This window comes from Streptomyces sp. ADI95-16, from assembly GCF_003721495.1.
Lineage (GTDB): Bacteria > Actinomycetota > Actinomycetes > Streptomycetales > Streptomycetaceae > Streptomyces > Streptomyces goshikiensis.
Window position 1 is genome coordinate 4,351,219 of record NZ_CP033581.1, and the last position, 25,237, is coordinate 4,376,455.

The 25,237-nt window shown below is 73.9% G+C and carries 20 protein-coding genes and 2 pseudogenes; 6 read left to right on the top strand and 16 right to left on the bottom strand.

The window, feature by feature from the left end; translation table 11 throughout:
- The first annotated feature begins 53 nt into the window (after positions 1-53).
- Both EES41_RS19250 and EES41_RS19255 read left to right on the top strand, forming a co-directional pair.
- Positions 54-1,055, top strand: a complete 1,002-nt coding sequence (locus EES41_RS19250) for a S9 family peptidase (RefSeq protein WP_123079643.1) — start codon at positions 54-56, stop codon at positions 1,053-1,055.
- Between the two features lie 131 nt (positions 1,056-1,186).
- On the top strand, positions 1,187-1,594 hold the full coding sequence (locus EES41_RS19255) for an SHOCT domain-containing protein (RefSeq protein WP_123079644.1): 408 nt from the start codon (positions 1,187-1,189) through the stop codon (positions 1,592-1,594).
- 89 nt (positions 1,595-1,683) lie between these two features.
- On the opposite strand, the gene EES41_RS19260 is transcribed toward EES41_RS19255, so the two are convergent.
- The 13 genes and pseudogenes from EES41_RS19260 to EES41_RS19315 all read right to left on the bottom strand — a co-directional run bounded on the left by EES41_RS19260 (position 1,684) and on the right by EES41_RS19315 (position 14,387).
- A complete protein-coding gene (locus EES41_RS19260) occupies positions 1,684-2,760 on the bottom strand; it encodes a CE1758 family FMN-dependent luciferase-like monooxygenase (protein ID WP_123079645.1) in 1,077 nt (358 codons plus the stop codon).
- Between the two features lie 59 nt (positions 2,761-2,819).
- Entirely contained in the window at positions 2,820-3,239 is a 420-nt protein-coding gene (gene aroQ, locus EES41_RS42345; RefSeq protein WP_214346152.1) for a type II 3-dehydroquinate dehydratase, read from the bottom strand.
- A 39-nt stretch (positions 3,240-3,278) separates the two neighbouring features.
- Positions 3,279-4,388, bottom strand: a pseudogene (aroB, locus tag EES41_RS19265) (3-dehydroquinate synthase); the annotation flags it as partial.
- Complete coding sequence (locus EES41_RS19270; RefSeq protein WP_174261703.1) at positions 4,385-4,918, bottom strand: shikimate kinase; 534 nt, start codon at positions 4,916-4,918, stop codon at positions 4,385-4,387. The pseudogene aroB and the gene EES41_RS19270, both read right to left, overlap by 4 nt.
- Complete coding sequence (gene aroC, locus EES41_RS19275; protein WP_123082565.1) at positions 4,915-6,099, bottom strand: chorismate synthase; 1,185 nt, start codon at positions 6,097-6,099, stop codon at positions 4,915-4,917. Before aroC ends, EES41_RS19270 begins: the two co-directional genes overlap by 4 nt.
- A 22-nt stretch (positions 6,100-6,121) precedes the next feature.
- A complete protein-coding gene (locus EES41_RS19280; protein ID WP_164495881.1) occupies positions 6,122-6,799 on the bottom strand; it encodes an SDR family NAD(P)-dependent oxidoreductase in 678 nt (225 codons plus the stop codon).
- Positions 6,796-7,977: a 3-hydroxybenzoate 6-monooxygenase gene (locus tag EES41_RS19285; protein ID WP_123079648.1), complete on the bottom strand. Its 1,182-nt coding sequence runs from the start codon at positions 7,975-7,977 to the stop codon at positions 6,796-6,798. The genes EES41_RS19280 and EES41_RS19285 overlap by 4 nt, the downstream gene beginning before the upstream one ends.
- A 6-nt stretch (positions 7,978-7,983) precedes the next feature.
- A complete protein-coding gene (gene aroA, locus EES41_RS19290) occupies positions 7,984-9,267 on the bottom strand; it encodes a 3-phosphoshikimate 1-carboxyvinyltransferase (RefSeq protein WP_123082567.1) in 1,284 nt (427 codons plus the stop codon).
- A gap of 244 nt (positions 9,268-9,511) precedes the next feature.
- The gene (locus tag EES41_RS19295; protein WP_123079649.1) at positions 9,512-9,859 is read right to left on the bottom strand and encodes a hypothetical protein; all 348 of its coding nucleotides are present in this window, start codon (positions 9,857-9,859) and stop codon (positions 9,512-9,514) included.
- The gene (locus EES41_RS19300) at positions 9,856-11,745 is read right to left on the bottom strand and encodes an anthranilate synthase family protein (RefSeq protein ID WP_123079650.1); all 1,890 of its coding nucleotides are present in this window, start codon (positions 11,743-11,745) and stop codon (positions 9,856-9,858) included. The genes EES41_RS19295 and EES41_RS19300 overlap by 4 nt, the downstream gene beginning before the upstream one ends.
- Complete coding sequence (locus tag EES41_RS19305) at positions 11,742-12,386, bottom strand: isochorismatase family protein (protein ID WP_123079651.1); 645 nt, start codon at positions 12,384-12,386, stop codon at positions 11,742-11,744. The genes EES41_RS19300 and EES41_RS19305 overlap by 4 nt, the downstream gene beginning before the upstream one ends.
- Positions 12,387-12,432: 46 nt before the next feature.
- Positions 12,433-13,203, bottom strand: coding sequence for a 2,3-dihydro-2,3-dihydroxybenzoate dehydrogenase (locus EES41_RS19310; protein WP_123079652.1), 771 nt, complete (start codon positions 13,201-13,203; stop codon positions 12,433-12,435).
- A 17-nt stretch (positions 13,204-13,220) separates the two neighbouring features.
- On the bottom strand, positions 13,221-14,387 hold the full coding sequence (locus EES41_RS19315) for a 3-deoxy-7-phosphoheptulonate synthase (protein WP_164495882.1): 1,167 nt from the start codon (positions 14,385-14,387) through the stop codon (positions 13,221-13,223).
- A gap of 235 nt (positions 14,388-14,622) precedes the next feature.
- On the opposite strand from EES41_RS19315, the gene EES41_RS19320 reads away from it, so the two are divergent.
- Positions 14,623-15,594: a transaldolase family protein gene (locus tag EES41_RS19320; RefSeq protein WP_164495883.1), complete on the top strand. Its 972-nt coding sequence runs from the start codon at positions 14,623-14,625 to the stop codon at positions 15,592-15,594.
- Between the two features lie 89 nt (positions 15,595-15,683).
- On the opposite strand, the gene pabB is transcribed toward EES41_RS19320, so the two are convergent.
- On the bottom strand, positions 15,684-17,900 hold the full coding sequence (gene pabB / locus EES41_RS19325; RefSeq protein WP_123079655.1) for an aminodeoxychorismate synthase component I: 2,217 nt from the start codon (positions 17,898-17,900) through the stop codon (positions 15,684-15,686).
- A 27-nt stretch (positions 17,901-17,927) separates the two neighbouring features.
- Positions 17,928-18,608 carry a methyltransferase domain-containing protein gene (locus tag EES41_RS19330; RefSeq protein ID WP_254211502.1) on the bottom strand — a complete coding sequence of 227 codons (681 nt, stop codon included), beginning with the start codon at positions 18,606-18,608 and terminating at the stop codon, positions 17,928-17,930.
- Positions 18,609-18,938: 330 nt separating this feature from the next.
- On the opposite strand from EES41_RS19330, the gene EES41_RS19335 reads away from it, so the two are divergent.
- A complete protein-coding gene (locus EES41_RS19335) occupies positions 18,939-20,852 on the top strand; it encodes a helix-turn-helix domain-containing protein (RefSeq protein ID WP_123079657.1) in 1,914 nt (637 codons plus the stop codon).
- Here the strand turns inward: EES41_RS19335 and EES41_RS19340 are convergent.
- Entirely contained in the window at positions 20,828-22,003 is a 1,176-nt protein-coding gene (locus EES41_RS19340; RefSeq protein ID WP_254211503.1) for a transposase, read from the bottom strand. The genes EES41_RS19335 and EES41_RS19340 overlap by 25 nt on opposite strands.
- A 437-nt stretch (positions 22,004-22,440) precedes the next feature.
- Here EES41_RS19340 and EES41_RS19345 point away from each other — a divergent pair, with 437 nt between their 5' ends.
- Both EES41_RS19345 and EES41_RS44210 read left to right on the top strand, forming a co-directional pair.
- Positions 22,441-23,949, top strand: a complete 1,509-nt coding sequence (locus EES41_RS19345) for an alpha/beta hydrolase (RefSeq protein WP_123079658.1) — start codon at positions 22,441-22,443, stop codon at positions 23,947-23,949.
- A 676-nt stretch (positions 23,950-24,625) separates the two neighbouring features.
- Positions 24,626-25,231: pseudogene (locus EES41_RS44210) on the top strand (sensor histidine kinase); the annotation flags it as partial.
- Between the last annotated feature and the right edge of the window lie 6 nt (positions 25,232-25,237).

Genomic DNA, 25,237 nt, shown 5'->3' on the forward strand with positions numbered 1-25,237 from the left:
AATACGTTCATTCTCTGTACGATCGTTCCAAGTTCGAACGAAATGGAGCCGACATGCCCCGCAGACTGCGCACCGCCCTGCTTCTCGTCCTGGCCACCGCCCTGGTCCTCACCGGTGTCGTCCTCTGGCAGAACAGCTACGACCTGCGCGAACAGCGGGTCACCGTGCGCGCCGCCGGACACGACCTCGGCGGGGTGCTCGCCACGCCCGAGCGCGGGCGGGGCCCCTTCGGCCTGGTGGTGTTCGTCCACGGCGACGGTCCCGCCGACGCCACCCACGACGGCTTCTACCGGCCGTACTGGGAGGCCTTCGCCCGCGCCGGGTACGCCTCGCTCTCCCTCGACAAGCCCGCCGACTGGCTCGGCCAGAGCATGGACGACCGGGCCCGCGAGACCCTCGACGCGATCGCCTGGGCCCGGACCCGGCCCGAGGTCGACGGCGGCCGGATCGGCCTGTGGGGCGCCAGCCAGGCCGGCTGGGTGCTGCCCAAGGTGGCGGCGGCCGCCCCGGCCCCCGGGGTGCGCTTCGTCATCGCGGCCGGCGCGGCGGTGAACTGGCTGCGCCAGGGCGAGTACAACCTCCGGGCCGAACTCCGCGCCGAGGGGGCCGGCCCGGAGCGCACGGCCACCGCCCTCGCCCGGCGGGAGGCCACGCTGGCGCTACTGCGGCGCGGGGCGACGTACGAGGAGTACCGGGCCGGGCCGGACGCGGACCGGGAACTCACCCCGGAGCGCTGGGCGTTCATCAGCCGGAACCACACCGCCGACGCGAGCGCCGATCTGCGGGCGATGCCGCGCGTACCGGTGCTGCTGCTCTCGGGGGCCGACGACCTGAACGTGGACGGGGCCGAGACGGAGTCCGTCTACCGGGAGTTGCTCGCCCCCGGGACGCTGACGGTGCGGCGCTATCCGGGGACGACGCACGCCCTGGTCCGGACGCCGGTCGAGCGCTCGGGCTGGCGGCTGCCCCTCACCGCGCTGTTCGCACCGCGCGCCCTGTTCCCGCCGGGGCTCCTCGACGACCAGCGCCGCTTCCTCGACGGTGCGGCCCGCTGACACCCACCGGGGCCGCGCGCCCGGACCCCGCACGGCCCCGGGACCGTCCAGTGGCGATCTTGGGTGCTCGCTGCCATGGTGATCACGTCGGCTGACACCCAAGCGAGGAAACGAGCGGCAGGAGTGCAGCGATGGACAGTTCTGTCTATCTGGCCTACGACTACCCGGTGCTGGGTGCGTTCTGGACCGTGATGTGGATCTTCCTCTGGGTCCTGTGGTTGATCCTGTTGTTCCGGATCATCGTGGACATCTTCCGGGACCACGAGATGAACGGCTGGATCAAGGCGCTCTGGCTCCTGTTCATCATCCTCATCCCCTTCCTCGGCGCACTGGTCTACGTGATCGTCCGGGGCCGGGACATGGGCAAGCGGGAGTTCAAGCACGCGCAGGATCAGCAGCAGGCCTTCAGCTCCTACATCCGCGAGACGGCCAAGTCCGGCTCGCCGACGGAGGAGTTGGAGCGGCTCTCGCAGCTCAAGGCGAAGGGCGTGCTCACCGAGGAGGAGTTCCAGCAGGCCAAGCAGAAGCTGCTCGCCTGACCGGTACGGCCCGGGCCGGTCCGGATGCCCCCCGGCACCCGGACCGGCCCCCGGCCGCACACCCCGAGCGCGCCGCGCCCGCCGCGCACTCAGTCGCGGGGCACCGCCGGGTGGACGGGGGCGTCGGGAACGCCCGGGCGCCGGATGGACTCCATCTCCTTGCGCAGCACCGGGACCACCTCGGTGCCCAGGATCTCGATCTGCTCCAGCGCCGCCTCCAGCGGCATCCCGCCGTGGTCCACGTGGAAGAGCTGGCGCTGGTAGTCCCCGTAGATCTCGCGGAACTCCAGCGTCTTCTCGATGGCGTGCTGCGGACTGCCGACGGTCAGCGGCGTCCGCGCGGCGACCTCCTCCAGGGCGGGACCGCCCCCGTAGACGGGGGAGTTGTTGTAGTACGGGCGGAACCCGTTGATCGCGTCCTGCGAGCGCGGCTTGATGAACGTCTGGCCGCCGAGGCCCACGACAGCCTGCTCCGGGGCGCCGTGCCCGTGGTGCGCGTACCGCTCGCGGTAGAACTCGACCAGTGGCTTGTAGTGGCCGGTGGGCGCGAAGATGTTGTTGACGAAGAACCCGTCCCCGTAGAAGGCGGCCTTCTCGGCGACCTCCGGCGAGCGCACCGAACCGTGCCAGACGAAGGGCGGTACGCCGTCCAGCGGGCGCGGCGTGGACGTGAAGTTCTGCAACGGCGTGCGGAACTCGCCCTGCCAGGTCACGCGCTCCCGCCGCCACAGGGTGTGGAGGAGCGCGTAGTTCTCGGCGGCGAGCGGGATCGCGTCGCGGTGGTCCTGCCCGAACCACGGGTAGACGGACGGAGTGTTGCCGCGGCCCGTCATCAGGTCCAGCCGGCCCTCGGCCAGGTGCTGGAGCAGCGCGTAGTCCTCGGCGATCTTCACCGGGTCGTTGGTGGTGATCAGGGTCGTGGAGGTGGACAGGAGCAGCCGCTCCGTGCGCGCCGCGATGTTCGCGAGGAGCACCGCGGGGGCCGAGGGCACGAACGGCGGGTTGTGGTGCTCGCCGGTCGCGAAGACGTCGAGCCCGACCTCCTCCGCCTTCAGGGCCATCGCGGTCATCATGCGGATGCGCTCGTTCTCGGTCGGCCGGCGGCCGCTGACCGGATCGACCGTGACGTCCCCGATCGTGAAGATGCCGAACTGTACTGCCGTCATTGCCTGTTCCTGTTCTCCTGCGGTGAGGTGCGGTGGGGGTGGGTGCGGGCGCGCGGCGGTCAGCCCGCCGCGATCGCGTGCAGGGCCAGCCGGTACGAGCCGATGCCCAGCCCGGCGATGGTGCCGCCGGCGACGGCGGAGACCACCGAGTGGTGCCGGAACGGCTCGCGGGCGTGCGGCTGGGAGAGGTGGACCTCGATCAGCTGCGCCGTGCGCTGCGCCACCGCGTCCCGCACCGCGTACGAGTAGTGGGTGAACGCCGCCGGGTTCAGTACGACGGGCACCTCGCGGTCCGCCGCCTCGTGGAGCCAGCGCACCAGCTGGCCCTCGTCGTCGGTCTGGCGCACGTCCACGTCGAGCCCGAGTTCCTTGCCCAGGGTCCGGCACTCCTCGACGAGGCCCGCGTAGGTGGTGGTCCCGTAGATCCCCGGTTCGCGCGAGCCGAGGCGCCCCAGGTTGGGGCCGTTGAGGACCAGCACCGGCCGGGGATCCGCGGCGGCGGCGCCGGTGTGCGGGAGGGCGATCGCCGCGTGGGCGGCCGCCAGCAGCTCGGGCGCCGGGTCCGCGAGGACGGCGGGCCGGCCGGTCCCGTCGAGGACGATGAAGCGGAGCGTGTCGCCGCGCGCCTTCTTGTCCAGCCGCATGGTGTCCAGCAGCGCGGCCCAGCGGTCGCCCCGGTAGCCGGTGGGCAGGCCCACGGAGCTCAGGACCTCGCGGTGGCGCCGCACCTCGTCGGCCGACAGCCGGCCGTCCAGACGGGCGAGTTCGGCGGCGAAGACCAGGCCCACCGCGACGGCCTCGCCGTGCCGCCAGGTGTAGCGCTCGTTCTTCTCGATGGCGTGCGCGAGGGTGTGGCCGTAGTTGAGGACCTCGCGCGGGCCGGACTCCCTGAGGTCGCCCGAGACCACGTCGGCCTTGACCCGGACGGACCGCACGATCAGCTCGGCGAGGTGGGTTCCGGAGGGGGTGCGCGCGCCCGCCGGGTCGGCCTCGATCAGGTCGAGGATCACCGGGTCGGCGATGAAGCCCGCCTTGATGATCTCGGCGAGGCCGCTGACGTGGTCGTCCTCGGGCAGCGTGTCCAGCGCCGCGAGGTCGCAGAGCACCCCGGCCGGAGGGTGGAAGGCGCCGACGAGGTTCTTGCCCTCGGCGGTGTTGATGCCGGTCTTCCCGCCGACCGCCGCGTCCACCATGGCCAGCACGGTCGTCGGGACGGCGATCCAGCGCACCCCGCGCAGCCAGGACGCCGCGACGAAGCCCGCCAGGTCGGTGGTCGCCCCGCCGCCCACGCCGATCACCACGTCGGTACGGGTGAACCCGGCGCGGCCGAGCGCCTCCCAGCAGTCCGCCGCCACCGCGGCGGTCTTCGCCGCCTCGGCGTCCGGGACCCGCAGGGCGAGCGTCTCGTAGCCGAGCTCCTCGGCCCGGGCGCGCAGGGCGTCGGCGGTGTCCGTCAGCGCCCGCGGGTGCAGGATCGCGACGCGGCGGGCGCGCGGCCCGATCAGCCGGTGCAGCCCGTCCCGATCGGCGAGGACGCCCCGGCCGACCAGCACCTCGTAGGGCTCGGTGCCCGGGCCGGCGCCGACCCGGATGCGTGTCGTGCTCCGCTGCCCGGTGGGGCCGGTCATGCCGTCACTCCTCGTTCGGTGTCCACTGCCACGGCCGCGGCGACGGTCCGCGCGACCTGCTCGGGGGTGCGCCCGTCCGTCCGTACGACGAACCGCGCGACCTCCAGGTACAGCGCGCGGCGCTCGTCCTGGAGCTCCTGCCAGCGCCGCTCGGGGTTCGCCGCCAGCAGCGGGCGGCCCGTGTCCGAGCCGATCCGGCGCATGGCCTCCGCGAGGTCCACGTCGAGGAAGATCACCGGCAGCCCGGCCAGCAGGGCGCGGCTGCCCCCGTGCCCGACGGCTCCGCCGCCGAGGGCGAGGACCCCCGGGAACGCGGCGACGGCGCGGGCCACCGCCTCGTGTTCCAGCTCGCGGAAGCGCGGCTCGCCGTCCTCGGTGACGATCTCGGAGACCGAGCGGCCGGTCCGGTGCACCACGTCCTGGTCGGTGTCGAGGAAGGGGACGCCGAGGCGTTCGGCGAGCAGCGCGCCCACCGTGGACTTGCCGACGCCCATCGGGCCGACCAGGACGATCAGCGGGCCGCGGCTCACCGGATGCGCAGGTGTTCGAGGTAGGACCGGACGTTGCGGCGGGTCTCCTCGACCGAGTCGCCGCCGAACTTCTCGATCACGGCGTCGGCCAGTACCAGCGCGACCATGGCCTCGGCGACGATGCCGGCGGCCGGGACGGCGCAGACGTCGGAGCGCTGGTGGTGGGCCACCGTCGCCTCGCCGGTCGCCACGTCCACCGTCGCGAGGGCCTTCGGCACGGTCGCGATCGGCTTCATCGCGGCCCGCACGCGCAGCAGTTCACCCGTGGTCAGACCGCCCTCGGTGCCGCCGGAGCGGCCGGAGGTCCGCCGGATGCCCTCGGGGGTGGAGACGATCTCGTCGTGCGCACGCGAACCGGGCACGCGGGCCAGCTCGAAGCCGTCGCCTACCTCGACGCCCTTGATCGCCTGGATGCCCATCAGCGCAGCGGCCAGCCGGGCGTCCAGCCGCCGGTCCCAGTGGACGTGCGAGCCGAGGCCGACGGGGAGTCCGTACGCCAGCACCTCCACCACGCCCCCCAGGGTGTCGCCGTCCTTGTGGGCCTGGTCGATCTCCGCGACCATCGCCTTCGACGCGTCGGCGTCCAGGCAGCGCGCCGGGTCCGCATCCAGCGCCTCCACGTCGGCGGGGGTCGGGTAGACGCCGTACGGGGCCTTCGCGGCGGCCAGTTCGACCACGTGCGAGACGATCTCGACGCCCGCGACCTCCTTCAGGAAGGACCGGGCCACCGCGCCCAGGGCCACCCGGGCCGCGGTCTCGCGGGCGCTGGCGCGCTCCAGGACCGGGCGGGCCTCGTCGAAGCCGTACTTCTGCATCCCGGCGAGGTCGGCGTGACCGGGCCGCGGGCGCGTCAGCGGGGCGCCCCGGCCGGTGTCCTTGAGCAGCGAGGGGTCGACCGGGTCGGCCGACATGACGGTCTCCCACTTCGGCCACTCGCTGTTGCCCACGGTGACCGCGACGGGGGAGCCGAGGGAGAGCCCGTGCCGGACCCCGCCCTGGAAGGTGACGAGGTCCTGCTCGAACTTCATCCGGGCGCCCCGGCCGTAGCCGAGCCGGCGCCGGGCCAGGTGGCCGGCCACCAGCTCGGTGGTGACCGGGACCCCGGCCGGAAGCCCCTCCAGGACGGCGACCAGCGCCGGCCCGTGGGACTCTCCGGCGGTCAGCCAACGCAACCTGCTCAGCACTTCGCACAGCTCCTTGTCGTCAGTCGTTCTCGTCGGCGCACAGCAGCAGCACCTGCTCCGCGAGCTCCTCGTCGGAGCCGGAACCGGAGCCGGAACCGGTCCGGGGGCCGGCCAGGGAGATCCGGACGCCCAGCGCCGCGGACTCGTGGGCGGCGGTGGCGGTCAGCGTGGCCAGCGCCGCCGAGTAACCGGCGTACGCACCCGGGCCGATGAGCCGCTCGGTACACGCCGTGGCGCGGACGGTGTTCACGATGACGCCGCGGCCGAGCGCCGTCATCGGGGCGAGTTCGTGCCGCATCGCCGTGAACAGCCCGGTGAGGTGGGCGGCGAAGGCAGCCGCCCAGTCGACCTCGACGCGCCCGGTCCCGGTCCCGGTCGCGGTGCCGGGGTCCCGCGGACCGGTGACGCTCGCGTCGTTGAACACGAAGTCCGGAACGCCGAACCGCTCCACCGCCGCCGACACCATCCGGGCGGCGGCGTCCGAGCCGTCGCGCACCACGTCCGCCACGACGGAAGCCGCCTGCCCGCCGGCGGCACGGACCAGCAGGGCCGTGCCGGCCAGCCGCTCCCCGTCCGGTCCGGCGACCAGCACGGCCGCGCCCTCGCGGGCGAACGCGAGCGCCGTGGCCCGGCTGACGCCGTCACCGGGGCCGCAGACCAGCGCGACCCGGCCGGCGAAGCGTCCGGTGGCCGTCACCGGAGCTTCTCGCCGTGCAGCCAGGCGACCTTGTCGTACATCTCCCCGGCCGTCAGGCCCGACAGCATCGCGTTGCGTGCGCGCGCGTCCTCGCCCGCCGGGTGGTAGAGCTGCCGCCCCATCTCCCGGGCCACCAGCTGGGTCCGCGCGGTGCGTTCGCGGCGCTCCGCCCCGTACTTCTCCAGGCGCTGTACGAAGTCCTCGGCGGCGCAGTCCAGCGCGTCGGCGATCACCACCGCGTCCTCCAGGGCCTGGCAGGCGCCCTGCGCCGCGTACTGGAGCATCGGGTGCGCGGCGTCGCCCAGGAGCGCCACCCGGCCGTCCGTCCACACGTCGACCGGGTCGCGGTCGCACAGCACCCAGGCCTTCCAGTCCCGGCCGAGCTCCAGCAGCCGCCGGGCGGTGTCGCCCAGCTCCGGGAACTCGTTCAGCACGTGCGCGCGGGCGGCCGGCCTGCCGACGACGGCCTCCCGCGCCGCGTCGTCGCGGGTCGCGGCCAGGTTCAGGAACGCGCCGCCGCCGATCGGGTAGTGGACGAAGTGCCACTTGGGCCCCGCCCACAGCGTCACGGTGTTCCACCGCAGCTCCTCGGGCACCAGCTCCATCGGGATCACCGAGCGGTAGATGGTGTGCCCGGAGACCCGCGGCTCGCCGTCGCGGACCAGCCTGCGGCGTACGGCCGAGCGGATGCCGTCGGCGCCGATGAGCGCGTCGCCGGTGATCCGCTCACCGCTCGCGAGGACGGCGGTCACCCCGTCCGGGCCGCGGCCGCCGTTCTCGTACGAGACGACCGGGCTGTTTCCGCGCAGCTGGATCAGCGGGTGGGCGCGGCAGCCCTCCAGCAGCGGCTCGTACACGTCGGAGCGCTGCACGACGGCGTACGGGTTGCCGAACCGGGCGCGGTATTCGCCGGTCAGCGGCATGGAGGCGACGCGCTCGCCGGTGGTGCCGTCCATGAAGCGCAGTTCGTCGATGTACACGGCCCGGGAGCGGACCTGGGCGCCGACGCCGAGCAGGTCGAGGGCGTGGAAGGCGTTGGGGCCGAGCTGGATGCCGGCGCCGAGTTCGGTGAAGTCGTTCCGGCGTTCCAGGACGGTCACCCGGTGGCCGTGACCGGCGATGCCGAGGGCCGCCGCGAGTCCGCCGATGCCGCCACCGGCGATGAGTATGTTCGCCATCGTGGTTCAGATCCCTTGTGGTGTCGCGGCGCCGGGGAAGAGCCGGCGCAGTTCGTCGTGGAAGCCGGGGAAGGTCTTGGCCACGCAGGCCGGGTCGTCGAGGGTGATGCCGCCGGTGCGCAGGCCGAGGACGGAGAAGGCCATCGCGATCCGGTGGTCGCGGTGGCAGGCGATCTCGGCGGGCCGGGGGGCGCCGGGGTGGACGGTGATCCGCTCCGGGCCCTCCTCGGTGTGGATGCCGAGGGCGCGCAGGTTGCGGGCGACGGCCTCGATCCGGTCGGACTCCTTGAGGCGGGCGTGCCCGATGCCGGTGACGGTGACCGGGCCGTCCGCGAGCGGGGCGATGGCCGCGAGCGTCATGAAGGTGTCGGAGATGTTGCCCATGTCCACGTCGAAGCCGCCGGTGAGGCGCCCGTCGGGGCGGCCGGTGACGGTGGTCGCGGATTCGGTGATCTCCACGTCGGCTCCGGTGCGGCGCAGTACCTCGACGAAGCCGAGGTCGCCCTGGGAGCTGCCGGTGCCGAGGCCGGGGACGGTGACGCGGCGCCCGGTGACGGCGGCCGCCGCGAAGAAGTAGGAGGCGGTGGAGGCGTCGGGCTCGATGGTGAGGTCGGCGGCGGTGTAGCCGCCGGGGTGCACGGTGATGGCGCCGTCGCCGTGCTCCTCGGTGAGGGCCCCGAAGTGGCGCATCAGGGCGAGCGTCATGTCGATGTACGGGCGGCTGACCAGGCTCCGGGCGCGGACGGTCAGCGGGGCGCTCATCAGGGGGGCCGACAGCAGCAGTCCGGTGAGGTACTGGCTGCTGAAGGAGGAGTCGAGGGTGATGTCCCCGCCGGTCAGCCCGTCGGCGGTGACGGTGAGCGGCAGCGCGCCGCCGGGGCCGGTGGTCACCTCGGCGCCCAGGGCGGTCAGGGCGTCGGCGAGGGGGCGCAGCGGGCGGGCGCGGAGCTGGTCGGTGCCGTCGAAGACGAACCGGCCCTTGCCGGTGGCGGCGAACGGCGGCAGGAAGCGGGCGGCGGTGCCGGCGTCGGCGCACCACACGCGGGCGTCGTCGGAGGCGTCGGCGGCGTCGGCATCGGCGGCGGCGACGGGGCCGCGGCCGGTGCCGGTGACCTCCCAGGCGTCGCCGGTTTCGGTGATGCGGACGCCGAGGCCGGTGAGCGCGGTGCGGAAGGCGAGGGTGTCGTCGCTGACCAGGGGCGCCCGCAGCCGGGTGACCCCGGTGGCCGCGGCGGCCAGCAGCAGGGCCCGGTTGGTGATGCTCTTGGAGCCGGGCACCCGCGCGGTCAGCGGGGCGGGGCCGTCGGTCCTTCGCGAGGGGGTGCGCACGGCGTGGTGCTCCTTGGTGGGAGGGGGATGTACGGGTGGTGGTGGGAGCGGCGATGACCACCCTGCAACGGGCGGCCCGGCGGCGGGCAGCGCCCGCCGGGCACTTCGTCAGGTGCCCGGCACTGCGTCACAACGCCCGGCCGGCCCGAGCCCGGCCCGCCCGCCGGGCCCCGGGCGGGGGCGGCGGCGGGCGGGGCCCGGCGGATCAGGACGTGGCGCCGGCCGGGGAGAGGGCCGGGCCCAGGCCGGACAGCTCGGGCCGGGTGAAGAGGCCCTCGACGGTGGCTTCCACGTCGAAGAGGGTGCGCTGGACGGGAGGGCGGCCGATGAGCTCCGCCGCGCGGGCCGGCAGCGGCGCGGCGGCGGCCTCGGCGGACTCCCACAGGAGCACCGCTCCCCACCGCTCGGTCTCCGGGTCGGCGATCCAGAACTTCAGCCGCAGGCCCTCGACCCCGGCGAACCGGTCGACGGCCTCGTCCCGCAGGAACGCGCGCAGCGAGTCGATGGTCTGGCCCGATCCCGCCAGGTCCCACCAGACGACGGCGGCCTTCACCGGGCACGCTCCCGGAGCAGCCCGGTGAGGGCCTCCCCGACGATGCGCGGGCCGTCCTCGGTGAGGACCGCCTCCGGGTGGAACTGCATGGAGCGGAAGCCCCAGCCGCGCAGGGCGTGCACCTCGCCGGTCTCCGGGTCCCGGCTGATCTCGATCACGCCGACGTCGCTGTCGGCCTTCTCGCTGTCGCTGCGCGAGGCGAACGTGTTGTAGAAGCCGACGCGTTCGCGCCGTCCGAACAGGTCGATCTCGCGCTGCACGCCCTGGTTGGGCTGTTCGCGGCGGACCAGTTCGAGGCCGAGCCGCGCGCTGAGCACCTGGTGGCTCAGGCAGACGGCCAGGAAGGGCCGTTCCTGCCGGAGCAGGGTGTCGACGGCCTCCCGCAGGTGCGCGATCTTCGGGTGGTCGCAGTCGCGCGGGTCGCCGGGGCCGGGGCCCATGACGACGAGGTCGTACGGCTCGAAGGCGTACGGCTCGTCGAAGCGGCGGACGGTCACCTCGGCGCCGAAGGAACGCAGCAGGTGCTCGATCATCGCGGTGAAGGTGTCCTCGGCGTCGACGATGAGCACCTTGCGGCCGACGAGTCCGGGCAGCGGGTCCTCCCGGGTGGCGTCGTCGGCCAGCCAGAACGCGGAGATGGTCTCGTTGCGCTTGCCGAGCGCGGCGCGGACGCCGGGGTGGTCGGCGAACCGGGCCGGGCCGCTCTCGCCGAGGACGGCCAGCAGGCCGGCCGCCTTGGCGCGGGTCTCGGCGACCTCGGAGAGCGGGTCGGAGTTGCGGACCAGGGTGGCGCCCACGCCGATCTCCATGCGGCCGCCGGCGTCGATGTCGGCGGTGCGGATGAGGATCGCGGAGTCCAGGGTGCGCTCCCCGTCGCCGTCCTGGCCGATGAGCGCGAGCACGCCGCTGTAGTAGCCGCGGCCGCCGGGCTCGTACCGTTTGATCACCTGGCTGGCGCTCTCCAGCGGGGAGCCGGTGACCGTCGGCGCGAACAGGGTCTCGTGCAGGACCTCGCGCGGGTCGCGGTCGGTGCGGCCCTCGATGAAGTACTCGGTGTGCGCGAGGCGGGCCATCTCCTTGAGGTAGGGGCCGACGACGCGGCCGCCGCTCTCGCAGATCCGGGCCATCATCTTCAGTTCCTCGTCGACGACCATGTACAGCTCGTCGCACTCCTTGGTGTCGGCGAGGAAGTCGAGGACGCCGGAGAGGGTGGGACCGGAGGCCGGGTAGCGGTAGGTGCCGCTGATGGGGTTCATCACGGCCCGGCCGCGGGTGACGCTGACGTGCCGCTCCGGGGAGGCGCCGACGAGGGTGCGCTCGCCGGTGTGGACGATGAACGTCCAGTACGCGCCCTGCTCCCGCTCCAGGAGGCGGCGGAAGAAGCGCAGCGCCGAGTCCACGCCGTAGTCGGAGATATCGGCGACGAAGGAGCGCTTCATGACGAAGTTGGCGCCCGCGCCGGTGCCGATCTCGTCGGCGATGACCTTGCGGACGGTGGCCGCGTAGGCGTCGTCGTCGATGTCGAAGCCGCCGCCCGGCTCCAGGTGCACGGGCGCGTTGGGGATCCGCCACAGCACCTCGGCCAGCGGCAGGGTCCGCTGCTCGGCGATGGTCATCGCGAGCAGCGGAGCCCCGTCGTCGGGCGCCTCGTAGCCGCGTTCGGCGATCTGCCGGTACGGCACGAGGGCCAGTACGTCCTGATGGGTGCGGCCCTCGGCGGCCGGGCCGGTGCGCTGCGGGAGCGGGATGCCGGCCAGCGTCGCGACTTCGGAGATCTCGCCGACGTACAGGTCGATCTGGTCGGCGCCGGTGCTCTCGGGCCGGTGCACGAGGGCGAAGGCCCCGGGCAGCTCGCCCAGCACCCTGCCCAGCAGGTCGTCCGTCATGAGCGCTCCTTCGCGCCGTCCGGAGCCGTCCCGGGTTCCGGGAGGGCGCCGAGCAGCGCCTTGGTGGAGGTGAGAGTCGCGCAGCGGGCCGCCGCGTACTCAAGGGCCATGCGGTGGTCGGCCCAGGTGAAGTCGGCGATGGCGTCGCCGACGAGGAAGGGCTGGATGTCGTGGCTGAAGGCGTCGACGCAGGTCATCAGCACGCCGACGTGCGCGTACACGCCGATGACGATCAGCTGGTCGCGCCCGGCGGCCCGCATGCGTTCCAGCAGGTCGGTGTGGTGAAAGGCGCTGTAGCGCCACTTGGTGAACACCCAGTCGCCCTCGGCGGGCGCCACCGGTGCCACGACCCGGCGGTGTTCGGGGCTCGGCTTCATGCCGGGGCCCCAGAAGTCCTTCAGCAGCCCGCGCTGCCGCGGGGTCATGCCGCCGGGCTGCGCGGTGTAGGCGACCGGGATGCCGAGGGCGGCGCAGCGGTCGCGCAGCAGGGCGGCGTGCGCCACCAGGTCGGTGACGGGCTGTTCGCCCGCCGGGAAGGGGGCGAGGAAGAACTCCTGCATGTCGTGCAGGAGCAGGACGGCGCGGTCCGGGTCGACCGTCCAGTTCGCCGGCCCGGTGGGCAGGTCGCCCTCGGCCGGCATCGGATACGCGTCGATCGCGGGGATGTACCTGGGGGGTGTTCCGGTATCAGACACCGAGCGCCGCACCGCCGTCCACTGTGAGGTCGTGCATCGTGATGTGCGAGGCCTCGTCGGAGAGCAGGAAGACGACGGCGTCGGCGACGTCCTGCGGCTGGGCCAGCTTGCCCAGCGGGATCCCGACCCGGAAGGTCTCGGGGTTGCCCTCGATGGAGACCCGCGCGTGGGACTCGTCCTCCCACATCGAGGTCAGCATCGGGGTGTCGGTGGAACCCGGCGCCACCAGGTTGGCGCGGATGCCGTACTTGGCGATCTCCAGGCCGAGGCACTTGGTGAACATGGTCGCGGCGGCCTTGGAGGCGGCGTACGCGGACATCTCGGCGCGGGCCGTGCCCGCGGCGTTGGAGGCGACGGTCACCAGGGCGCCGCTCTCGCGCGTCACCATGCGGTTGACGACGGCGCGCGACATGAAGAACACGCCGGTGGTGTTGACGGCGAAGGTGACGGCCCATTCCTCGTCGCTGAGGGAGCGAGCCGCGCCCATGCGCAGCACGCCGGCCGCGTTGACGAGGTAGTCGATGGGGCCGAGGGCGGATTCGACCTCGGCCACCACCTCGTCGACCTCGGAGCTGAGGGTGACGTCGGCGGGGAACGCGGTGACGTCCAGCCCGTCCTCGACGGCGGCCTTGGCGGCCTCGCGCAGCCGTTCGGCGTTCAGGTCGACCGCGGCGACCCGGACCCCGCGGGACGCGAGCGCGCGGACGACGGCCTCGCCGATGCCGCCGGCGGCGCCGGTGACCAGAGCGGTCTTTCCTTGCATGATCGTTCGATCCCTTCTCAGCCGCGCCAGGCGGAAGCGACCTCGACGGCCTGCTCCGGGTTGAGGCGCGGGTCGCAGAAACTGGTGTACTTCTCGCCCAGTTCGCCGACCCGCGAGGCGTTCGCGACGCATTCGTGCACCGGGTCGGGGGTGGTTTCCAGGTGCAGTCCGGCGGCGACGCCGCCGTTGTCGTTGACGGAGGCCTGGAACTCCTCGACCTCGCGGACGACGGTCTCGATGAACCGGGTCTTGTAGCCGCCGGCGCTCACCGTGTTGCCGTGCATCGGGTCGCACATCCAGATCACCGGGTATCCGGCGTCGCTCACCGCGCGGGCCAGTCCCGGCAGCCGCTCGGCGGCCGCTCCGGCGCCCATGCGGGAGATCAGCGTCAGCCGGCCCGGCTCCCGCTGCGGGTCGAGCCGCTCGCACAGGGCGAGCAGCTGCTCGGGGGTGGTCTTCGGGCCGACCTTGGTGGCGACCGGGTTGGCCAGCTCGGCGAAGAACGCGACGTGCGCGCCGTCGAGCTCGCGGGTGCGCTCGCCGATCCACGGCCAGTGCGTCGAGGTCAGCAGGGTGCTGCCGTCGGGTTCGGTGCGCAGCATCGGGCCCTCGTAGTCGAGCAGCAGGGCCTCGTGGCTGGTCCATACGGGCGGCTCGGCGGCGCTGCGGGCCGAGGTGCCGTACCAGCCGAGCAGCTCCATGATGTCGCGGGCCGCGCGGTAGCCCTCGTAGAGCCGGCCCGGGTCGGGGCGGCGCAGGACGGGGTCGGGCTCAGGGCTGTTGACCATGTGGCCCCGGTAGACCGGCAGTTCCACGCCGGCCACGATCTCGGTCGGGCTGGAGCGCGGCTTGCCGAACTGGCCGGCGAGCCGGCCCACGCGCAGTACGGGCTTGAAGGAGCGGGACTTCATGACGGCCGCGAGCGAGTCCAGGAGCGCGGCCTTGCGCGCCACGTGGCCCCGGGTGGACTCGGCGGGGTCCTCGGCGCAGTCCCCGCTCTGGACGATCTGGACGTTCCCGGCGGCGGCCTGGGCGAGCAGGGCGCGCAGGGCGCGCACGTCCTCGCCGCGGACGAGGGCGGGCGCGGCCGAGAGTGAGTCGCGTACGTCGTCCAGATTGGCCTGATCGGGCCAGTGCGGCTGCTGGCCCGCGGCTAGCGATCTCCAGAGTGCTTTGTCGTGCACGTGGTACCTCCCGATGCGAACCTGCCGACGTGGATGCACGAGGAGTCTGGGAAGGGGCCGGAGCGGCGAACCACCGGCGGCGCGCCACTTCGTCAGGTGGGGGTCACTTGGTCAAGTCACGTTCAGTGGCGTGAAAATGCGGTGGAATCCCTCGGAGAGCGTATGAATTGGGCCGACCTGACAAGGACCTGTTCGTATTCTGTTCATGATTGAAACGCCCTCCTACGCTCGCGGCATGCTGAGTCAACCGGCCGTCAGGCTGCTCAAGCGGCTTGCTTCCGAAGGGGTTTCGCCCTGGCTGGTCGCGGCCACCGGGGAGGAATTCCTTCCGGATCGCCCGTCCCATTCCGCGACGACGGAACTCCTGCACGGGGCCGTGGCGCCCGTTCTCGACCGGGACACCGTCCGCCGGGCGTGCGACGCCTTGTGGAATGCCTTCGTGGAAAGCGGCGGCGGGGAGGGCCGGGTTTCCGTTCCGGTCGATCCCTGGCTCGTGCACGACGCGGAGTCCCTGGTGTCGGCCGCGCGTTCCGTTCACGACGAGGTGGGGCGCCCGAATCTGCTCGTGCGCATTCCGGCGACCCGCGCCGGGCTCGTGGCGCTGGAGGAATGCCTCTCCCTGGGCATCAGCGTGGACGCGGACCTGATTTTCGGCGTGGAGCGGTACGAGGAGGTACTCGCGGCCTATCTGTCCGGGATGGAGCGGGCGCTTTCGCGGGGCCTGCGGCTCCGGCAGATCTCGGCCGTGACCTCGGTGCCGGTCGGGATGCTCGACGCGGAGGTCAACTCCCGGCTCGCGGCCCTGCCGCTGCGGGGCGCGGCGGTCGCCGGGGCCCGCGACACGGCCGCGCTGGCGGTGGCCCGGCTGCTGTACCGGGCGCGGGAGAAGCGGCTCGAAGGCGAGTGGTGGCGGGTCCTCAGGGCGGCCGGGGCGACGCCGCCGGGGCTGCTGTGGACCGAGGCGCGGCCCCGGCACGTCAGCTCGCTGGTGGGGTGGAACACGGGGCTGGCCGCCACCCGGAAGGTCCTGGAGGCGGCTGCCGCGACCGAGCAGCTGCGCGGGGACACCCTGCTGAACGCGCACGCGGAAGCCCGCCGGGCGCTGGACGCGCTCGACGGGCTGGGGATCCGGATCGGCGAGGTGGCCCGGGAGCTGGAGGCGGGCGAACTGGACCGCCTCCAGCGGGCCTGGACCCTGCGGTCCTGACCGGGCGGGTTGCCCCGGCCGGGCGGCCCGGGCGGGCCGACTGGGGCGGCCGGGACCGGTCGGGACCGGTCGGCCGGGGATCGGGCCCGTCAGGCCTCGGCCTTCGCCGGCTGCGGGCGGCGGCCGGGGAAGGGGCCGCCGGTCAGGGAGAGCAGGGCGCCGGCCTTGACGGCGGTCTCCTCGAACTCGGCCTCGGCGTCGGAGAGGGCGATGACGGCCCCGCCCACGCCGTAGCGGACCTTGTCCTCGGTTACGAGGGCGGTACGGATGACGATGCTGAGGTCGGCGGCCCCGGAGAGCGAGAAGTAGCCGATGGCCCCGGAGTAGACCCCGCGCGGCCCCCCTTCGAGCCGGTCGATGATCCGCATCGTCCGCTCCTTGGGCGCGCCCGTCATGGACCCGCCGGGGAAGGCGGCCCGCACGCAGTCGACGGCGCCCCGGCCGGCGCGCAGCCGGGCCCGTACGGTGCTCACCAGCTGGTGGGCGTGGGCGTTGGTCTCGACGCGGAAGACGTCCGTGGCCTCGACGGATCCGGGCTCGGCGCAGCGCCCGAGGTCGTTGCGGACCAGGTCGACGATCATCAGGTTCTCGGCGTGGTCCTTCTCGTCGGTGAGCAGGTCCGCGACGAGGGCCTCGTCCTCGGCGGGGGTGGCGCCGCGCGGCCGGGTGCCCTTGATCGGCCTGGACTCGACGAGCCCGTCGCGGCCGATGCGCAGGAACCGCTCGGGCGAGGTGCTCAGCACGCCGAGGCCGTCGAACTGGAGCAGGGCGCCGAAGGGGGCCGGGCTGGTGCGGCGCAGGCGCAGGTAGCCGGTCCACGGGTCCATGCGGCCGCGGACCTCGGCCAGGTTGGTGAGGCAGACCTCGTAGGTCTCGCCGGCCGCGATCTCCTCCTGGCAGGCGTCGACGAGCCGCAGGTACGCCTCGCGGTCGTGGCGCAGCCGGATCTCGCCGGGCAGGACGGGCGCGGCCGCCGGCGCGGTGGCGGCGGGGCGGGGCCGGGGGAGGCCGGCGAGGCGCTCCAGCCCGGCGGCCATGGCGGTCAGCCGGTCGCGGGCGGCGGCCTCCGAGGCGGGACCGGCGGGACCGGCGGGACCGGTGCCGGGACCGTCGTCGTCGGCGGACCGCTCGGCCAGTGCCAGCAGGTAGCTGGTCCCGGTGGCGTGGTCGAGGACGAGGGCCCGGTCGGTGAAGACCATCGCCGCGTCGGGGTCCTCGGAGTGGTGGGCGAGCTCGCCGCCGCACTCGGCCTTCAGCTCGTAGCCGAGGTAGCCGGTCCAGCCCAGCGCGAAGTCGAAGGGCAGCTCGGGGACCTCGGTGTCGAGGGAGCGCAGGTCCTGGTCGATCCAGTCCAGGAAGGGGCCCGCGCTGATCTCGGTGCCGGTCACCGAGTCCACCCGGACGGTGCCGCTCCACACGTCGGCGCGGGCCACCCGGGCGAGCGGGCCCGTCGCGTCGCCCATCACCGAGAAGCGGCCGTCGCCGGAGTCGGGGCGGCTGCTGTCGAGCCAGAAGGCGTACGGGTTGCCGCGGAAGAGCCGGTCGTAGGCGACCTCGTCGTCCCAGCGGGTGGGCAGCTCCTCGACGAGGACCCGGAGCCGGCGCGCGCCGGAGGGCAGCCCGGCCCGTACGTCGTCCCGTATGTCGTCCCGTGCGCCCGGACGTACGCCGGCGGGTACGGCGGCGGCCACCGGGGCCGCCGGGGCGGCTCGGCGGCGGGACGGGCGCCGCAGGCGGCCGCTCAGCTCGGCGAAGTTCCGCAGCAGGGCCACGCCGTGCCGCGCGCTGATCGACTCGGGGTGGAACTGCACGCCCCACATCGGCCGGTCCCGGTGGCGCAAACCCATCAGTACCCCGTCCGGGGTCCAGGCCGTGGCCTCCAGCTCGGCGGGCAGGTCGCTCACCGCGAGCGAGTGGTAGCGGACCACCTCCATCGGCGACGGGATCCCGCTGAACAGGCCCTCCCCGTCGTGCCAGACGGGCGAGATCCGGCCATGCATCGGCTCCGGCGCGCGCCCCACCCGGGCGCCGTGGAGCAGGCCGATCGCCTGGTGCCCGAGGCAGATCCCGAGCAGCGGCAGCCCGCCGTGCTCGATGACCTCCCGGGAGATCCCGAGGTCGGCGTCGCGCGCGGGGGTCCCCGGCCCCGGCGAGACGATGACGTTGTCGAACTCCGCCAGCCGGCGCGGCGTCCAGAGCGGGTCGTCGTTGCTGACGACCTCGGGCTCGCGGCCGCCCGCCTCGGTGATCTGGTGGAAGAGGTTGTAGGTGAACGAGTCGTGGTTGTCGATCAGAAGCGTGCGCATGAATCCCCCCTGGTTGACGCGCGTCCGCTACCGCCCGCGGGCGGGCCGGATCTCGATCAGCATGTGCTCGACCATGTCCTGTCCGTACTCGCCCTCGCGCACCCGCTCGCTGCGCAGCGTCCGCAGCTCGCGGCCGCTCTCGTCGGCGATCCGGTGCAGCGCGGGCAGGTCGCCGCGGTCGCTGAAGTGCAGCAGCGCCGAACCGGTGGGGGTCAGCCAGCGCGGGGCCTGCTCCAGGTAGCGGCGGTGGGCGCGGTAGCCGGTGTCGACGTAGGCGCGCTCGTGGACCGACTCGTACTCGTACGAGTCGGGTGCCATCACGTAGTTGGAGCTCCAGAAGACGGTGTCGAACCGGTCGTTTTCGGCCAGGCCGGAGAACAGGTCGCTGTGGACCGCGCTGAGCCGGCCGTCCACCCCGTGGCGCTCGGCGTTGACGGCCGTGTTCTCCACCGCGCGGGGGCTGATGTCGGATCCGACCACCCGATCAAATCCGGCCAGTGCCGCCATTACCGTGGTAACTCCCGAACCGCAGCCGATTTCCAGGAAAGAGCCGGTCGGCCGCGCGGTGGTGGGCTCGTTCAGTCCGAGGAATTCCAGCGCGATACCGGTGGACGGGGAGAATACGGGCGCGAACACCTCATCCAGCAGATCCCACTCCCGTCCGCACATCGTGAAGAGCTTCGGCCGGTCGGGCCGCGTCAAGGACATACGGCTGCGGTGGATGGAGCGTTCGAAACTCTGGACCTGCGTCATCGGACCCCCGTCACAAACGTCGGTGCGGCGTCCGAAACCGGCGCCGCCCCAAAGGTTTAACGCGGGAAGGCCTTCCGCCAGAAGGTGGTCCGGCAACAGCATCGGTCACAGCGGGTGGTGCCCCAGGCACACTCCGCCCCAACTGACCTGCCGGTCTTCCTTTTGCGGATTGTTGACCTCCGCAGCCGGACCGCACTACGTTCGCGGCGGGGGAATGACGGGATGTGCCTTGAGGGGGGCCGTTTGATGCCGGAAGGCCGAAAGCCATACGCCGAAGTGTCCGAAATGCTGGAGCTGCTGGCTCGGGAGGCGCATACGGAAGAGTTCGAGCGGCTGGTCCGCTCGGCCCGTGAAGCCGGCGCGGACGAAACCGAGATCGCCCGGCTGACCAGGGCGAAGGACCTTTCGCTGAGCATCCGGTCCCTGTTCGCCCGCCGCCAGCAGCGCGAGGCCGGGCTGAGCGCGCTGGTCGACACCGCGCGGGACCTGACCCTCCCGTACAACCTGGACACCCTGCTGAAGGTGATCACCCGGCGGGCCCGGCTGCTGCTGGGGCTCGACATGTCCTGGGTGACGTTCCACGCCTTCGACGAGGGCGTCTCGTACGTCCGCGCCGCCGACGGCCACACCTCCGCGATCACGGTGGGTTTCGGCGTCCCGATGGGGGGCGGCGTCGGCAGACAGGCCCACCAGCGCTCCGCGCCGTTCTGGACGGCCGACTACCTCCGGGACGAAAGCTTCCTCCACTCCGAGCCCATCGACGACGTGGTGCGCGCCGAGGGCCTGCACGCCCTGATGGCGATCCCGCTGCGCCAGGAGGACACCGAGCTCGGCAACCTGTACGTCGCCGGCCGCGGCATCCGGCACTTCGACCCCGACGAGCTCTCTCTGATGAGCTCGCTCGCCGACCTCGCCGCCGTGGCCATCGAGAAGACCCGGCTGCTGGACCAGGTCCGCAACGAGGTGGCCGGCCTGGAGCTCAACACCTCCCGGGCCATGAGCTCCTCCGCCGCCGAACATCATCTGCGCCGCGTCCACGGCGAGCTGATCGACGTGGTGCTGGAGGGCGGCGGTCTGCCCGCCCTCGCCGGCGAGGCGGCCGGCCTGCTCGGCGGGCCCGTGCTGATACGGGACCAGGCCGGCCGGGACCTCTACACCAGCGGCGAGTTCCCCGCCCTGGACGAGGCCGAGATCCGCGCCGCCAGCCTGGACGCCCACACCGAGCGCCGCCCGGTCACCTCGGCGGGCGGCGCCTGGATCGTCCCGGCCGTCGCCGGCCAGGAGATGCTCGGCACGCTGCTGCTGGCCCCGGGCGCGCGCACCGAGGCCAAGGCCGACGCCGCGTACTGGAACCAGCTCCTCGTGACGGTGGCCCAGGTCACCGCCCTGGTGCTGCTGATGCAGCGCAGCGCGGCCGCCGCCGAGGGCCAGGTCCGCGACGAACTCTTCAACGACCTCCTCAAGGGCAACGGTTCGGCCGCCAAACTCGCCGAACGCGCCCGCCGCCTCGGGGTCGACCTGAACGGCCCGCACGTGGTGATCGTCGCCCGCCCCGAGGGCGGCTCGCTGGGCCGGGCGGTCATCTGGGCGTCCTCGTACGCCCATCAGCTGTCGGGACTCAAGAGCGTCGAGGGCGGCTGCATCGTCCTGATGCTGCCCGGCACCGACGCGGGCGCGGCGGCCCGCGCCGTCTCCGACGAGCTGTCGACGGCCCTGGGACACGCGGTGACCGTGGGCACGGCCGGCCCGGTCAAGGACCTGACCGGCATCAGCGGCACGTACCAGGAGGCCCGCTGCTGCCTCGACGCCCTCACCGCGCTCGGCGGCACCGGCGGTACGGCCTCCCCGCGCGAGCTGGGGTTCCTCGGACTGCTGCTCTCCGACAGCCCCAACACGGGCCAGTTCATCAACAGCACCATCGGGCCGGTCCTGGAGTACGACGCCCAGCAGCGCACCGAGCTCGCCCGCACCCTGGAGGCGTACTTCGCCTCGGCCGGCAGCCCGACGCGCGCGGCCGAGAGCCTGCACGTGCACCCCAACACCGTCTCCCGGCGCCTGGAGCGGATCAGCGAACTGCTGGGCCCCGACTGGCTGGAACCCGCCCAGGCGCTGGAGGTGCAGCTGGCGCTCCAGATGCAGCGCACCCGCCGCGCGCTGCTCAGCCGGCGCCACGATCAGGCCGGCCACGCCATCGGCTGAGGCCGCTGATCGCGGTACTCGCTGGACAGCGCGTGCGCGGCGGAGGCGAGCGTGGTGTGCCGGTGCCAGCCACCGAAGGAGCGGCCCTCGAAGTCCACGATGCCGACGCGGGTCGCCACCTCGGCGAAGTCGGTCTCGACGCGGTGGGTGAGCTTCGCCAGGCGCAGCAGCGCGCCCCACGGCAGGTCGGTCATGTCGGTGATCCAGCACTGCCGCGGCCAGCCGTTGGTGCCCGTCCACTCGCCGAGCAGCAGCAGCGGCCGCTGCACCCCGGGCAGCCGCACCTGGACGCCGGCGACCAGGCTCGTCCGGCTCGCCAGGCCCTCCGGGTCGGACCAGGTCACCGGGCGGCGCAGCGTCCGTACCATCCGCAGCAGCTGGTGCGCGGAGGTCGGGCGGCTGTCGTTGCCGAGGACGGCCGGGGTCGCGGGCACCACGGCCGTGGTGCCCCGCACGGAGGCCAGGTAGGGCAGCCGGGCGACGCCGAGGGAGCGGGCCAGGGCGGTCGGGCTGATGTCCGGGAGGTCGACGACGACCGGGCGCGGGCTGCCGCCGCCGCCCGTCCAGGTCCGCACCTCGGCCAGGGCGCCGGTCACGCACTCCAGGGGGGTCGCGGCGAGGTGCGCGTCCTGCGGCAGCGGGGCGGGGCCGAGCCGGTCGGTGTCCCGCCAGTCCTCGCAGAGCATGAGCCGCCAGTTGACGGGGCTGCTCGTCTCCTCGTTGGCGGCCCACACCCCGAACGCCTCCTGGCTGTTGACGACCTGGCCGAGGCTGGGCACGAACCGGCGCGCGACGCCCACCGAGTGGCGGCCCGCCTTGGGTATGACCACCGGGTGCACCACCCAGGCCCGGGGGCGCAGCGAACGCTCCAGGTAGCGGGCGAGGGTGGCGCGCACGGGACCCCAGTCCCAGGTGGAGGACGAGATGAAGTGGTGCAGGCTCTGCTCGGCCGCGCGGTCCCCGACGTGGGTGGCGATGTTCCGCATGGACTTGCGGCCGCCCGCGGACAGCAGCCCGCGCAGGTACAGCTCGCCCTTGCGCCGCTGGTCGCTGCGCGGCAGCGGTGCGAAGATCTCCGCGCACAGCCGGCCGAGGGCGTCGTCCGGAACCCGGTGGCCGACCTGCTCCTCGTAGACGAGCCGCATCTCCATGTGTCCCCCGTACGTCGTGCCGTCGCCCCGCTGTTTCCACGGGCCTCCACCGTGCTTTCCGGGGCGGCGGCTTGCCCAGGTGCGCCGGCCACACACCTGGGCGGACGAGCGCGCGTCCGGCCACCCGGACCCCCCGCGGGGAACGCGGGCCGGACCCCGCCGGGCGGTCCGTACGCCCCCGCCCGCCTGCGCGGACGCCCCGGAGGAGCGGCCCGCACGGCCCGGCCGCCGGATCCGCCGCCGGATGGTGGCGGGACCACACCCGCGGACCCCGCGAAGGGTGACCCCACCACCGCGCGGCAGGTCACGCGCGCCCGCCCGCCGGGGCGGTCGTGGGTGGGGTGGGGCGCGGGTGGGGCGCGGGTGGGGCTAACCCCCGGCACCCGCCTAGGGGCAGCCGGTTGGGCAGGTGACGGACACTCAACAACGATGTGGGCATGCCGACTTACCGCCGCAAGGCCGCTCTCCTCGCCCTCTCCGTCGTCTCCGTCGCGACGGCCCTCACCGGCGCCGGCGCCCCGCTCGCCCGGGCCGCGCCCGGCGCTCCGGCGCCCTCCCTGGAGTGGAAGCCGTGCGCCCGGCCCGGCGGCCCCGCCGCCCAGGAATGCGCCGAGCTTCCCGTACCTCTCGACTACGCGGACCCGGACGGCCCCCGGATCACGCTCGCCGTGTCCCGGCTGCGCAGCGACCGGCCCGCCGCGCGGCGCGGCACCCTGCTGGTGATCCCCGGCGGCCCGGGCGGCTCCGGCGTCCAGCGCCTGACCCAGAAGGGGAACGCCCTGTCCCGGGAGATGGCGGGCGCCTACGACATCGTCGCCCTGGACCCGCGCGGCATCGGCGGCTCCACCAAGGCGAGCTGCGGCCTGGACCCGGCGGACCGGCAGCTGGTCACCCTCCGCTCCTGGGCCGGCCCCGACGGGGAGACCGCCGAGAACGCCGCCCGGGCCCGCCGGGTCGCCGACGCCTGCGCCCGCGAGGGGGGCCCGGTGCTGCGCGGCTTCACCACGGCCAACGAGGTCCGCGACATCGACCGCTTCCGGCAGGCGCTGGGCGAGCGGAAGCTGTCCGCGTGGGGCGTCTCGTACGGCACCTACGTGGGCGCCGTGTACGCGCAGACCTACCCCCAGCACACCGACCGCTGGGTCCTGGACAGCAGCGGCGACCCCGACCCGCGGCGCGTGGCCCGCGGCTGGCTCGCGAACATGTCCCAGGCGGCCGACGACCGCTTCCCGGACTTCGCGGCCTGGGCGGCCGACCCGGCCCGGGACGCCGAGGGCCTGCGCCTGGCCGAACACCCCGAACAGGTCAGGCCGCTGCTCCTGGAACTCGCCGCGCGGCTGGACCGGGAGCCGAAGGAATCGGACGTCGCGGGCACCCCGCTGACCGGCAACCGGCTCCGCCAGGCACTCCAGAGCGCCCTCTACGGCGACGCCCTCTTCCCGGGGCTGGCCCGCCTGGTCCGCGCGGCCCAGGACCCGGCGGCCCGGCCGACGCTCCCGCCCGAGCTGGCCCAGCCGATGCCGGACACCGACGCGGCCGTCATGGTCGGCGTCATCTGCAACGACGTGCGCTGGCCGCTGGGCGCCGCCGGGTACGAGGAGGCCGTCGCGGCAGACCGGGCCGCGCACCCGCTGACGGCGGGGATGCCGGCGAACGTCACCCCGTGCTCCTTCTGGAAGGACCGGACGAGTGAGGAACCGACCCGGATCACCGACCGGGGCCCGTCCAACATCCTGATGATCCAGAACCTCCGGGACCCCTCCACCCCGTACTTCGGCGCGCTGAAGATGCGCCGGGCCCTCGGCGACCGAGCCCGCCTGGTCACCGTCGACCACGGCGGCCACGGCGTCTACCTCGCGGGCGGCAACGCCTGCGGCGACCGCGCCGTGACCCACTACCTCACCACGGGCACCCGCCCCCAACAGGACACGTACTGCGCCCCCTGACACCGGGGGAGTTCGCGACCTGACGGGTGCGGGCCGTGGTTGTCAGGGGGCTCGGGGATACTGCGAGAGGCAAGCAGCGGCCCCAGACCTGTGAGACATGAGGGAACACCACATGAGCACGGCCATGTCCGGACCCGTCACGGCAGCACCGTCCGCGCCCGGGGGATGGCCACGCAGGGTAGTGGTCGGGGACGTGCTCATCACCGCCGTGGCCGCCCTGGAGCTGCTCACGCTGCACGGGCAGCTCGACCGTACCGCCGCGCTCGTGTGTCCGCCCGCGCTGATCGCGCTCATGCTGCGGCGCCGGTGGCCCGTGACGGTGCTGCTGGCCACGCTGCCGTCGATGGCCACCGGGTTCCTGTGGCTCGCGCCCATGGCGGCCATGTACACCGTAGCCTCCTGCGCCGTCCGCCGCCGGGTGGTCGTGGGCGCCGGGTCGGCGCTGTTCGCGGCGACGCTGTGGGCCGGCTACACCGTCGGGGCCGAGGCCATGACCTGGAGCGACCACCTGATCGTCGTCCAGGTGGCGCTCATGTTCAGCCTCGGCCCCGCCGGTCTGGGGCTGCTCGCCCGGACCCGGTCCGAGCTGCGGGCCCACGTCGCCGAGCTGTCCGCGTCGCAGGCGCGCGGCCGGCGCCTGGAGGCCGAGCGGGCCGTCGCCCGGGAGCGCACGCGGATGGCCCGCGAGATGCACGACACCGTCTCGTACCACCTCGGCCTCATCGCCGCCCAGTCCGGGGCCCTGTGGAGCACCGCCCCCGACGACACGGTCCGCGAGGACGCCGAGACGATACGCCGCCACAGCGCCGACGCCCTGGCGGAGCTGCGCGACATCGTCGGCGTCCTGCGCCACGCCGCCGGCCGGGGCGACGAGGGCGACCCCGCCCGGCTGGCCAACCTGGGCGAGCTGGTCCGCGAGGCCCGGCTGGACGCGGTCCTCGACCTCGATCTCGGCCTCCCCGACGGCCGCGGCTGCGGCCCCGAGGTCGAGCAGGCCGCGTACCGCACCGTCCAGGAGGCCCTGACCAACGTACGCAAGTACGCCCTTGGTTCCCGTATCGACATCCGCGTCGGGCCGTCCGCCACCGGCGACGCCCTCCTCGTCGAGGTCCGCAACGGTCCCGTTCCGCAGGCTCCCGTCCCGGAGGTTCCCGTCCGCTCCGGCACACCGGTCGGCGGCGGCGGCTTCGGCCTCACCGGCCTGGCCGAGCGCACCGCCCTCGTCGGCGGCACCTTCCGCGCGGGCGCCACCCCGGACGGCGGCTTCGCCGTCCGCGCCGAACTGCCG

Excerpts from the sequence above, each read along its gene's own strand:
- EES41_RS19250 (WP_123079643.1), top strand. The coding sequence starts at position 54 with ATGCCCCGCAGACTGCGCACCGCCCTGCTTCTCGTCCTGGCCACCGCC.
- EES41_RS19255 (WP_123079644.1), top strand. The coding sequence starts at position 1,187 with ATGGACAGTTCTGTCTATCTGGCCTACGACTACCCGGTGCTGGGTGCG.
- EES41_RS19260 (WP_123079645.1), bottom strand. The coding sequence starts at position 2,760 with ATGACGGCAGTACAGTTCGGCATCTTCACGATCGGGGACGTCACGGTC.
- EES41_RS19285 (WP_123079648.1), bottom strand. The coding sequence starts at position 7,977 with ATGGCGAACATACTCATCGCCGGTGGCGGCATCGGCGGACTCGCGGCG.
- EES41_RS19300 (WP_123079650.1), bottom strand. The coding sequence starts at position 11,745 with ATGACGGACGACCTGCTGGGCAGGGTGCTGGGCGAGCTGCCCGGGGCC.
- EES41_RS19305 (WP_123079651.1), bottom strand. The coding sequence starts at position 12,386 with ATGCCGGCCGAGGGCGACCTGCCCACCGGGCCGGCGAACTGGACGGTC.
- EES41_RS19310 (WP_123079652.1), bottom strand. The coding sequence starts at position 13,203 with ATGCAAGGAAAGACCGCTCTGGTCACCGGCGCCGCCGGCGGCATCGGC.
- EES41_RS19320 (WP_164495883.1), top strand. The coding sequence starts at position 14,623 with ATGCTGAGTCAACCGGCCGTCAGGCTGCTCAAGCGGCTTGCTTCCGAA.
- pabB (WP_123079655.1), bottom strand. The coding sequence starts at position 17,900 with ATGCGCACGCTTCTGATCGACAACCACGACTCGTTCACCTACAACCTC.
- EES41_RS19330 (WP_254211502.1), bottom strand. The coding sequence starts at position 18,608 with ATGTCCTTGACGCGGCCCGACCGGCCGAAGCTCTTCACGATGTGCGGA.
- EES41_RS19335 (WP_123079657.1), top strand. The coding sequence starts at position 18,939 with ATGCTGGAGCTGCTGGCTCGGGAGGCGCATACGGAAGAGTTCGAGCGG.
- EES41_RS19340 (WP_254211503.1), bottom strand. The coding sequence starts at position 22,003 with ATGGAGATGCGGCTCGTCTACGAGGAGCAGGTCGGCCACCGGGTTCCG.
- EES41_RS19345 (WP_123079658.1), top strand. The coding sequence starts at position 22,441 with ATGCCGACTTACCGCCGCAAGGCCGCTCTCCTCGCCCTCTCCGTCGTC.